This window comes from Desulfonatronospira sp. (genome assembly GCA_003563255.1).
Lineage (GTDB): Bacteria > Desulfobacterota > Desulfovibrionia > Desulfovibrionales > Desulfonatronovibrionaceae > Desulfonatronospira.
In genome coordinates this window covers 1-9,078 of the sequence record PWSL01000364.1, presented here as the reverse complement: position 1 = coordinate 9,078, position 9,078 = coordinate 1, and the positions used below count along the sequence as shown (strand labels likewise).

At 54.9% G+C, this 9,078-nt stretch carries 10 protein-coding genes and 1 pseudogene; 4 read left to right on the top strand and 7 right to left on the bottom strand.

What is annotated here, in order from left to right; genetic code table 11:
- Both QZP87_RS15600 and QZP87_RS10680 read right to left on the bottom strand, forming a co-directional pair.
- The coding region (locus QZP87_RS15600; protein ID WP_363331012.1) for a type II toxin-antitoxin system RelE/ParE family toxin at window positions 1-160 on the bottom strand (160 nt) is incomplete at its 3' end.
- Window positions 161-486: 326 nt separating this feature from the next.
- Window positions 487-633 (bottom strand): hypothetical protein, encoded by a 147-nt coding sequence (locus tag QZP87_RS10680; protein ID WP_291322909.1) that lies wholly within the window; start codon window positions 631-633, stop codon window positions 487-489.
- A gap of 78 nt (window positions 634-711) precedes the next feature.
- Here QZP87_RS10680 and QZP87_RS10675 point away from each other — a divergent pair, with 78 nt between their 5' ends.
- Window positions 712-966 (top strand): hypothetical protein, encoded by a 255-nt coding sequence (locus tag QZP87_RS10675; RefSeq protein ID WP_291322908.1) that lies wholly within the window; start codon window positions 712-714, stop codon window positions 964-966.
- Window positions 967-1,019: 53 nt separating this feature from the next.
- Here QZP87_RS10675 and QZP87_RS10670 read toward each other — a convergent pair whose 3' ends face one another.
- The 3 genes from QZP87_RS10670 to QZP87_RS10660 all read right to left on the bottom strand — a co-directional run bounded on the left by QZP87_RS10670 (window position 1,020) and on the right by QZP87_RS10660 (window position 2,895).
- The gene (locus QZP87_RS10670) at window positions 1,020-2,072 is read right to left on the bottom strand and encodes an ABC transporter permease (protein ID WP_291322907.1); all 1,053 of its coding nucleotides are present in this window, start codon (window positions 2,070-2,072) and stop codon (window positions 1,020-1,022) included.
- A gap of 4 nt (window positions 2,073-2,076) precedes the next feature.
- A complete protein-coding gene (locus QZP87_RS10665) occupies window positions 2,077-2,439 on the bottom strand; it encodes an ABC transporter permease (RefSeq protein WP_291322906.1) in 363 nt (120 codons plus the stop codon).
- A 210-nt stretch (window positions 2,440-2,649) separates the two neighbouring features.
- On the bottom strand, window positions 2,650-2,895 hold the full coding sequence (locus QZP87_RS10660; RefSeq protein WP_291322905.1) for a hypothetical protein: 246 nt from the start codon (window positions 2,893-2,895) through the stop codon (window positions 2,650-2,652).
- Between QZP87_RS10660 and QZP87_RS10655 the strand changes: the two genes are divergently transcribed.
- Both QZP87_RS10655 and QZP87_RS10650 read left to right on the top strand, forming a co-directional pair.
- The gene (locus tag QZP87_RS10655) at window positions 2,894-3,547 is read left to right on the top strand and encodes a lysophospholipid acyltransferase family protein (RefSeq protein ID WP_291322904.1); all 654 of its coding nucleotides are present in this window, start codon (window positions 2,894-2,896) and stop codon (window positions 3,545-3,547) included. The two genes, QZP87_RS10660 and QZP87_RS10655, sit on opposite strands and share 2 nt — an antisense overlap.
- Window positions 3,534-3,899 (top strand): annotated as a pseudogene (locus QZP87_RS10650) (MBL fold metallo-hydrolase); the annotation flags it as partial. The gene QZP87_RS10655 and the pseudogene QZP87_RS10650, both read left to right, overlap by 14 nt.
- A gap of 291 nt (window positions 3,900-4,190) precedes the next feature.
- Here the strand turns inward: QZP87_RS10650 and QZP87_RS10645 are convergent.
- Both QZP87_RS10645 and QZP87_RS10640 read right to left on the bottom strand, forming a co-directional pair.
- Window positions 4,191-5,585, bottom strand: coding sequence for a sigma-54 dependent transcriptional regulator (locus QZP87_RS10645; protein ID WP_291322903.1), 1,395 nt, complete (start codon window positions 5,583-5,585; stop codon window positions 4,191-4,193).
- The gene (locus tag QZP87_RS10640; RefSeq protein ID WP_291322902.1) at window positions 5,582-8,827 is read right to left on the bottom strand and encodes a PAS domain S-box protein; all 3,246 of its coding nucleotides are present in this window, start codon (window positions 8,825-8,827) and stop codon (window positions 5,582-5,584) included. The genes QZP87_RS10645 and QZP87_RS10640 overlap by 4 nt, the downstream gene beginning before the upstream one ends.
- A gap of 9 nt (window positions 8,828-8,836) precedes the next feature.
- Between QZP87_RS10640 and QZP87_RS10635 the strand changes: the two genes are divergently transcribed.
- On the top strand, window positions 8,837-9,078 hold a 242-nt coding region (locus tag QZP87_RS10635; protein ID WP_291322901.1), incomplete at its 3' end, for a TRAP transporter large permease subunit.

The window sequence follows — 9,078 nt, the reverse complement described above, 5'->3', positions numbered from 1 at the left end:
GGAAATTGAAACCCGGGATTTTTAACTCACCAAGAGTTTCAGCCATGTCCAGGGCATCAAGACGCCGCAGCAGCCTTTGTTGCAGATCCTGACGGATTTTACTTGAATGGCCGTATTCAAACAGTTCCGCAAGCCCCTTATGCCTGAAACTCTTTATCATTTTTAGTGTAACAGTTTTTGTTACAGAGTCAATAATATTTTTCTCAATCCATTATTTTGCTGATCAGATACATGGTAAGGATGACCTCCCGCTTGCCGGAGGTGGCGCTGTTTTGTTCGGCGTAGTGGGCCAGCGAATGTTTTTTCATGGTAAAGCTCTCAGAAGTTAAAAGCTTGGAGCCAAGGCAGGGTAATGTGCCGGATGATATGAAAAACTGAGTATTTCCTGCCATATTTTATACGGCCGATCAAGAAAAACAGTCCGAGGACGTTGCCCGTTTCGAAGCATTTTCAAGAGCGACAGACAGTTATTGTGCTTCTTTTACCTCAGTAATTGTGCAACCAGGGAGGGACGGTCAGGACGGTATCGTCAGTAAAGAAGCTGCGCAAGGTGAACAGATCAAAATCCTTGGCCTTAATATTGTCCCACTCGTAAACCGATCCGACAATATCTCCGGCAATGGCACCAATCATATACACCCTCTCCTTGTTGCGAGATAGAAACATTTGCTTCGTTTATGAGCTTCTGTTGACAGCAAAGAATAAAGCTCCATGAACCAGTTTCTCACCCTGGGCTTGTCGGAAAAGATCTCTTCCCTGCACACCATGGATTATCTTAAGGAACGTGCAGCCGGGGTCGAGCGCCGGGATTTTGAAGCCATTCGATCCAGGGTGCCGGATGTGGAGCCGCAAGAGCAGGACAGGCTCCAGGATTCATCCCGGAGCTCATGCCCCTGCGGGGCCTATCCCATGTTCAAGCGGAAAATGGTACGGACATTCTTGTGGATGCAAGCCGCCATGTGGTGAGTAACCCGGCACATGAGAGTCGCAGCCGTCATCAGGGATGCGCAGGGGCCTTCTTAGCGCTTGACCATCTGCTGCCGGGGGTCGACAATATCGCGCAGCACGTCCCCCAGCATGTTGAAGGTGATCACGGTGATGAATACGGCTGCCCCCGGAGTCAACAGCCACCAGAGGTTCAGGGTAAATACTTTCAGTTCCTGGGCCTGTTGCAGCATGAGCCCCCAGGAGGTGCCTGGCTCCTGGATACCTAGCCCCAAAAAGCTCAGGGAGGCCTCAGCCAGAATATAGGCCGGGATGCTCAAGGTGGCCGCTACCAGCAGGTAGCTGGCCAGATTGGGCAGAAAATGCCTGAAAAGGATTTTAAAACTGCTTTGCCCCATGACCTCTGCGGCCAGGACAAAAGGTCTCTGGCGCAAAGAAAGGGCCATGCCCCGAATAATCCGGGCTGCACCTGCCCAGCCGATCAAAGAGAGGATGATCACAATGACCAGGTACATCTGTTCCGGGGCAAAGTGCTCTGCCAGGGCACCCCGCAAGGCAATCAGCAGGTACAAAGAGGGTACAGCGATCACGAACTCCACCAGGCGCATGGTCAGAAAGTCCACCTGGCCGCCGAAATAGCCAGCCACCCCCCCGACCAGAAAACCCAGGGTCATGGTGATGCAGATTCCAATAAAACCGATGCTTAAGGAGACCTGGGCACCGTAAAGCAGTCTGGAAAAAACATCCCTGCCGGTGCCGTCGCTGCCCAGAAGATAGATCCTGTGGGGCTCCTCAGCTTGGAAAAGACGCATTTTGGCCGGTATCAGGCCCCAGAAAAGGTATTCCTCTCCAGGGGCAAAAAAGTGTATCCGCGCTGTTTCCCCTGGCACAGCCTTGTACGTGGCTGCAGAAGGATCAATCTGTTCGTAGACCTGCACGTGGGGCCGCCAGTCCTGAAACACAATGCGGGCAGGCGGATGATAGGCCTTTTGCAGATCCTGGTCCGTGGGCAAATATGGGGCCAGAAACTGGGAAAATATGGTGGTTACGTACAACACCCCCAGTACCAGCAGACAAGCCAGACCCAAAGGTCGGTGCAGGATCTCTTTGAACAAATATTTGAGCATAGAATTAGTTCTTATCCAGCCTGATCCTGGGATCTGACCATGCCAGGAGCAAGTCCGCCAGCAGATTGCCCAGCATGAGCATCAGACAGCCCATGAGTACTGCTGCTACCACTACGAACTCGTCCTGGCGCATCAGGGCTTCAAAGATGAGCTGGCCCAGGCCGGGATAATTGAGCACGTTTTCCACCAGAATGGAGCCGGAGAGCAAGGTGGCCAGAATAAAGCCTGAGGCACTGACCAAGGGGTTTATGGCGTTGCGCAGCACATGCACGAACATCACCCGACCCTCAGCCACACCCTTGGCCCGGGCTGTGGTCACAAAATCCGCACGGATATAATCCAGAAAATTGGCCCGCATAATACGCATTTAAAATTATGGCTTATAGCGAATAGATTTCCATGTTTGGTTCACTACAGCCGTAAATTCGGGCTAGGATATGTCAACCCGGCTTGCAGTGCAATCACGGCAGTTTTGTTTTCTGCAGAAGATCAGTTGCGGACTCCCGGGGCTTTTAGCAAACAGGACGCAAAAACTCGCTTCAAGGCAGCGCACATCAAAACCTGTAGCTGGTTTTGTTCATTGGTAATTTGAACGCTTACAACTAAGGAGGTCAAGGCCGCCTGGACCGGGTTGTGGCCAAACAGCAAAACTTTGAGAATAAATTTGCTCTGGAAAAGCGCATCCTTGTGCTTTACTAAAAATTTGGTTAGCATTAAAATCACTGCTTATGTTCAACATGTTACGACTTATTTTACGCAATATATTGTTTTGCATTGTTTTTTTTCCATGTACCATTATTGTGGCTTTGCTGGTCAGGCCCATGGGGCATTTCCAGGGTTTACAGCCTGTGGTGCGCGCCCTGGAAATGATCTGGGCCAGATCCACGATCTGGGCCAGCGGAACGCAGCTGGAGCTGGAGTTAGCAGAGCTTGACCCGGAGCAAAACTATATTTTTCTGGCCAATCACCAGAGTCATCTGGACACGCCATTAATCCTCAGTCTGTTTGCCAGATTCAAACCCAGATTTCTGGCCAGGGACTCTTTGTTCAGGATCCCGATTTTTGGTCCTGGAATGCGTGCCTGTGGCCATTTTCCCCTGCACAGGGGAAACCGTCGCCAATCCATGCAGGATATCCAGCTGGCGATGCAGAAAGTAGCACAAGGTGAGTCCATACTGATTTTTCCGGAAGGGACCCGTAACCCCCAGGGCCAAGACTTTCTGGATTTCCAGATTGGGGCCTTTCTTATTGTCCTCAAAACTGGCCTGCCAGTGGTACCCCTTGTCCTGGACGGCACCAACCAGGTTCATTATAAAGGCAGGTATTATATCAGGCCAGGCAAGGTGCGCCTGAGGGCCTTGCCTCCCTGGCGGGTCAGTGCAGAATACAGCTTAAAGCAAAGAGATAAATTAAAACAGGACCTGTGGTCCCTGATGCATAACAATTTTTTGGAGTTAAAAAATGAATCAGAATAAAAAAGGATTGACCTTTTATCCCCTGGGTGGCCTGGGGGAGATAGGCATGAACTGCATGCTTCTGGAAACTGAAAAAAGTGCGGTTCTCATTGATTGCGGACTGATGTTCCCTGATGATTTTCACTATGGAGTGGATGTGGTGATTCCCAGACTGGATTTTGTGCTGGAGAAAAAAAGCAAGCTCCAGGGCATAATACTGACCCATGGCCATGAAGACCATATTGGAGCCTTACCCTGGCTCATGTCTGGCCTGCAAGTGCCTGTATATAGTTCAGCCTTTACTCTGGGCCTGGTGGAAAACAAGTTAAAAGAAGCCACTGAGCAGACCCCTGACCTGCGCGTAGTGCAACCCAGTGAAAGAGAGTGGGACAGGCACATACTGCTTTTAATCATCTTCACATTTCGCGCTTGACGCGAAGTGTGCAATTAAAAAGGAAGAGGGTTCAAGTACAGTGTTCCGGATCAATGATGTACCTGCAAAAAGTCGAGAAAATGAATAATTCAGAAACAAACAATCTACATAAGTCTTTGTTTTTACTGATACCTGACGTCTGATCTCTGACATCTGTGACTGCAAAAGTGATTTTTTGCAGTCACATCAACAAAGGGGTTTTGTAAGTTATCATCTGCCGGTTGCATAGCCTTATTTCGTCTTCTTGAGGCGCTGGTTCAGGGCCTGCTTGGATATGCCCAGCATCCCGGCCGCCCGGGCCTGATTGCCCCCGGAGCGTTTCAGGGCCTCTTGTATCAGGGCCTGCACTGTTTCTTCCAGAGTGGGCAGCAGGCTGGGAAAGATTATCTCCCTGTCCGGCAGGGTGTCCGCGCCAGGGACCTGATCTGGTGAGCAGCCCGTGAGAGAGGCCAGCTTTTCTTCAATGCCCGCAACACCTCCTCTGGCCAGGCCGTCATAGATGATCCCTCTTAGCTCCCGGATATTGCCCGGAAAATCATACTCCTGCAACAGCTTTATAACCCGCGGGGTGAGTTCTCCCTGTTCCTGGTTCAGGTCCTGCAAGGCCTCATCCAGGAAGTGAGCCGCCAGCAGGGGGATATCCCGGGGCCTTTGCCGCAGGGGTGGCAGATGTACGTGATATGTACTCAGGCGGTAGAACAGGTCCTGGCGAAAGACACCGTCCAGCACCCTGGCTTGCAGATCGCGATTGGTGGCCGCGACTATGCGCACATCCGCCCGTCTGGGCTTGTCCGCACCCAGGGGCAGATATTCCCTGTCCTGGATCAGATGCAGCAGCTTGACCTGGCTGGCGGAGGGCAGATCGCCGATTTCATCCAGAAACAGGGTCCCTCCCCGGGCCTGTTCCACAAGCCCGGCCCGGGCCTGCCTGGCATCGGTGAATGCTCCCCGGACATGCCCGAACAGGACATCGGAGAACATATGTTCGTCCAGTCCGGCGGTGTTTACCCGGACAAGCTCCCCCTTTCTTTCCGAGGCCATATGCAGGGATCTGGCCAGAAGATCCTTGCCCGTGCCAGTCTCCCCGGTGATGAGCAGGGGATCCCGGGCCGGGGCCACTGCCTCCATATAGTTGAACACGGCCTGTATCTCCCGGCTGCGGGTGAGAATGTGCTCAAAGGCCTCCGGCTTCTGCAGTTCCTGGTGCAGCAGCTTGTGCCTGAGTCGTCTGTTTTCCAGGAGCAGGGCGGAATGTTTCAGGGCCCGATCCACCGCGGCCAGCAGGTTGTCCGGCTCCACCGGTTTGACCAGGTAGTCCAGTGCCCCGGCCCGGATGCAGCGCACTGCTGTTTCCACCTCGTTTATCCCGGTGATGATAATAACGGCGGTATGCGGATGTTCGGCACAGATGCGGGCCAGGATCTCCTCCCCGGGGGTGTCCGGCATGAACAGATCCAGCAGGACCACCGGGCAGAAATGTTTCTGAATCAGGGACAAAGCCTTGGATCCTTTCCGGCTGGTAAGCACGTTTTGGTGCCCTCTGGTGCGCAGGGTCAGGGACAGGCTGTCCAGCAGGTGCTGCTCGTCGTCAACTATGAGGATTGATGGTTCCTGGCTGTAACTCATGTCTCAGACCGGGGCTGTTGTGGGTACAGATACAGGCGCACGGTGGTCCCCTGTCCGGGGGAGGAGTCGAATTCCAGACGTCCGCCATGGTCCTGGACAATGGAAGAGGTAATGGACAGGCCCAGGCCGGTGCCTCCCTCCTTGAGCCTGGTACTGAAAAAGGGATCGCAGATGCGCTCTTGCTGCTCCGGGTCAATCCCCCGGCCCTCATCCCGGACCTCCACCAGGACAGCCTCTTCCCCGGGCTCGTAAGCTGTGCGGACCAGGACCAGCCCGCGCCTGTCCGTGAGGGCCTGGCAGGCGTTGATGACCAGGTTCATGATCACCTGTTCCAGCTTTTGAAAGTCTCCATGCACAACAGGAATATTCTCCCCGTATTCCACCCGGAAGTTGTCCGTATATTTGGCGATCATCCTGCCCATGAGGTTCAGCGCCTTTTCCACTACCTGGTTCATGTCTGCTTCCTGGCCGGATTGCAGAGGGCTTTGCCGGGCAAAGTCCTTGAGGTCGGAGACGATATGCTTGATGCGCTTGCTGCCGTCTATGATTCCAGTGAACAGGCCAGGGATATGTTCGCGGATGCTGGACAGGGGCATCCCGGCCAGGTTGAACTCTCCGTGCTCCCGGGCGTACTCCTCCAGTACGGGCAGGGCGTCGTCCCAGATTTGCCGGAGCATGGGCGCGTTGAGCATGATGAAATTGTTGGGATTGTTAATCTCGTGGCCCACTCCGGCCACCAGCGTACCCAGAGCGGCCATCTTGGAGGCCTGCTGCAGCTGCTCCAGACGTTCTTTTTCCCTGTCCTCGGCTTCCTTCTGGGCGGTGATGTCCTGGGCTACACCCAGCCATTGAACGGGTACCCCCTGGGAATCGGTCTGCAGTATGGACTGTACCCGGACCCACTTGACTTGGTCCCGGATCTGGAGTCGGTGCACGCTGTCAAAGGCCTGCTTTTTCCGCATGGCGATCTCCCATTCCTGCTGTACCCGTTCACGGTCCCCGGGATGTACACGGGAAAAGATCATTTCCCAGGTGATCCGTGAACCGGGTGGAGCTTCCAGGATGTGGTAGGCCTGCTTGGATAGCTTGAAGTTTTTTCCGTTCAGGTCCATGTTCCAACTGCCCATTTTCCCCACGGCCTGGGCCTGCTCCAGATGCTGGGCGCTTTGTTCCAGCCTGTTCCAGGTGTCCAGGGCCTGCATGCCGAAGACCAGGTTTGCAGCCAGGCGTTGCAAAAGCTCTGCTTCCCGGGAGTCAAAAGCATCTGGTTCCCGGGCATAAATATTCAGGGCTCCCAATACGCTTTCATTCTGGATAAGGGGCAGAGAAATGGATGATGCGTAGCCGTATTTGCGGGCCTGGCTGCGCCAGGGCGCGAAAGCGGGATCAGTGAGAATGTTGCGGCAGATCCTGGTCTGTCCTGTGCGGATGGCTGTTCCGGTGGGACCCTGCCCGGTGGGGGAGTCGTCCCGGGTAATGGTGATATGTTCCAGGTATCCGGGCTCGTAACCGGCCTGGGCCACAGGGTAGACCCTGTTGTCCCCGTCTTCTCCGCACAGACCCACCCAGGCCAGGACATACCCACCATTCTCCACCAGAATGCGGCAGACCTTTTCCCATAGCCAGGCTTTGTCTGTGGCCCGGGCCATGGCTTCTCCAGTGAGGTGCAGGACCCTTAGGGAGCGGTTGGCCAGGCGCAGTTCTTCCTCGGCCTCTTTCTGGGCGGTGATGTCCCGGCCCACGCTCTGGTATGCCTGCAGGTTGTTTGCGGAGTCAAACAGGGCCTGGTCAACCCAGCTTTGCCAGTAAAGCCGGCCGTCCGGGCCCTGGACCCGGTGTTCATAGCTTACCTGCGGATTATCCGGGGTCAGGGAGTTGAAGTGGTTTTTGACGAAATCCCGGTCTTCCGGGGGAATGAGCTCCAGGAAGTTTGTCCCTGTAAGTTCTTCCCGGGATTTGTTGAAAAACCGGCAATAGGCCTGATTTACGTATTCGATGGTTCCGTCAGCCTGGAAGCGGCAGATGAGGGCCGGGGTCTGCTCCAGAATGGTGCGCAGCTTTTCCTCGCTTTCCAGCAGGGCCTTTTGCATATTCCTGCGGCCCATGAAGCCGGCCAGAAGATCTGCAATGCTCTGCACCAGATTGACTTCTTCCAGAAGAAACGGCCCCTTGTCTTCCTCGGGGAATATTTGCTGATATCCTACAGTGACCCGGCCGAGGCTTTCGGATTCGGAAACAATCTCCTGGGATATTATGCAATGGGGTTCGCTGGAGGGGTGAGTGCAAAAGCTCTGTCCGGACACCTCAATACGGATCCAGGCCTGCTCTGGGTATTGCAGGCCGGAGGGTATGGTGTCCACGACTCCGTCCATTATCGTGTGCAGGTCATCATCCTTGTTGACCAGCCTGGAAATCTCGTACAGGCAGTTGAGCTCCTTTAATCTTTCCATGAGGCTGTCCTCGGCCATTTTGCGCAGGGTGATCTCGGTATTGGAAGCCCTGCGTCCCAGGTACTCCCCCCGGGAATCAAATACCGCCCGGCAGACGTGCTGCACCCAGCGGAGGCGGCCGTGGCGGTCGATGATCCTGAAGCTGAGCTGGCAGTCACTGGTGCCCCGGGGCAGGACATGCTCCAGGTGTCCGGTGAACAGGTGCCGGTCGCGGGGATGCACCAGCCTGTCCAATAAAGATGGGTCCTGTTTAAAATCGGCAGGATCATAACCGGTGATGTCCCTGCAGGCCGGGGAGGAATATATCAATTGCCCTTCCTGTGAAATCCAGTACTCCCAGTTGGCGGTGAAGTCAGCGAAAAGTCTGAACTTTTCCTTTTCATATTCCAGAGCCTCCCGGCTTTGCACCTGTTCGGTGATATCCCGCACATACTCGATGACCCCCTCTAACTGCCCGTCAGCGCTGAACATGGGATAGGCGCTGACTTCGAGATGTCCCTTCACCTCTCCCTCGGCTGTGTAAGGCACCCGGGATATGCTGGTTTGTCCGCTTTGCAGGGTCTTGACCACAGGGCACCAGGGACAGGCCCGGTCCCGCTCCTGGTAGGCGCGGTAGCAGTGCTTGCCTTGCAGGGGGAGATGGTGGGCATACATCTTTTCCATCCAGGCGTTGACCGCTACTATGCGCAGGTCCGTGTCCAGGACGCTTATACCGGCCTGCATGGAATCCAGGACCTGTTTGAGAAAAGGGTTGTCTGGCTCGAGAATGCCGGCGGCGCGGTCCATGTTCATTCAGCCTCCATGGTTGCGGCGATTATCCTGGGAATGGGCCTGCCCCCGGTAGCGGCATATATTATTCAAGCCGCCCTGCTGGCGCCCGCCCTGGTGGAAATGGGGGTACCGATAATTGCTGCCCACCTCTTCTGCTTCTACTTTGCCATGCTTTCCAAGTTTACGCCGCCAGTGGCCCTGGCTGCTTATGCGGCTGCGGGCGTGGCCGAGTCGGAGGCTTTCAAAACCGGTTATACGGCGGTTAAGCTGGG

Bases quoted from the DNA above. Each gene is read 5' to 3' on its own strand.
- QZP87_RS10680 (WP_291322909.1), bottom strand. From the start codon at position 633: ATGATTGGTGCCATTGCCGGAGATATTGTCGGATCGGTTTACGAGTGG.
- QZP87_RS10675 (WP_291322908.1), top strand. From the start codon at position 712: ATGAACCAGTTTCTCACCCTGGGCTTGTCGGAAAAGATCTCTTCCCTG.
- QZP87_RS10670 (WP_291322907.1), bottom strand. From the start codon at position 2,072: ATGCTCAAATATTTGTTCAAAGAGATCCTGCACCGACCTTTGGGTCTG.
- QZP87_RS10665 (WP_291322906.1), bottom strand. From the start codon at position 2,439: ATGCGTATTATGCGGGCCAATTTTCTGGATTATATCCGTGCGGATTTT.
- QZP87_RS10655 (WP_291322904.1), top strand. From the start codon at position 2,894: ATGGGGCATTTCCAGGGTTTACAGCCTGTGGTGCGCGCCCTGGAAATG.
- QZP87_RS10660 (WP_291322905.1), bottom strand. From the start codon at position 2,895: ATGGGCCTGACCAGCAAAGCCACAATAATGGTACATGGAAAAAAAACA.
- QZP87_RS10645 (WP_291322903.1), bottom strand. From the start codon at position 5,585: ATGAGTTACAGCCAGGAACCATCAATCCTCATAGTTGACGACGAGCAG.
- QZP87_RS10640 (WP_291322902.1), bottom strand. From the start codon at position 8,827: ATGAACATGGACCGCGCCGCCGGCATTCTCGAGCCAGACAACCCTTTT.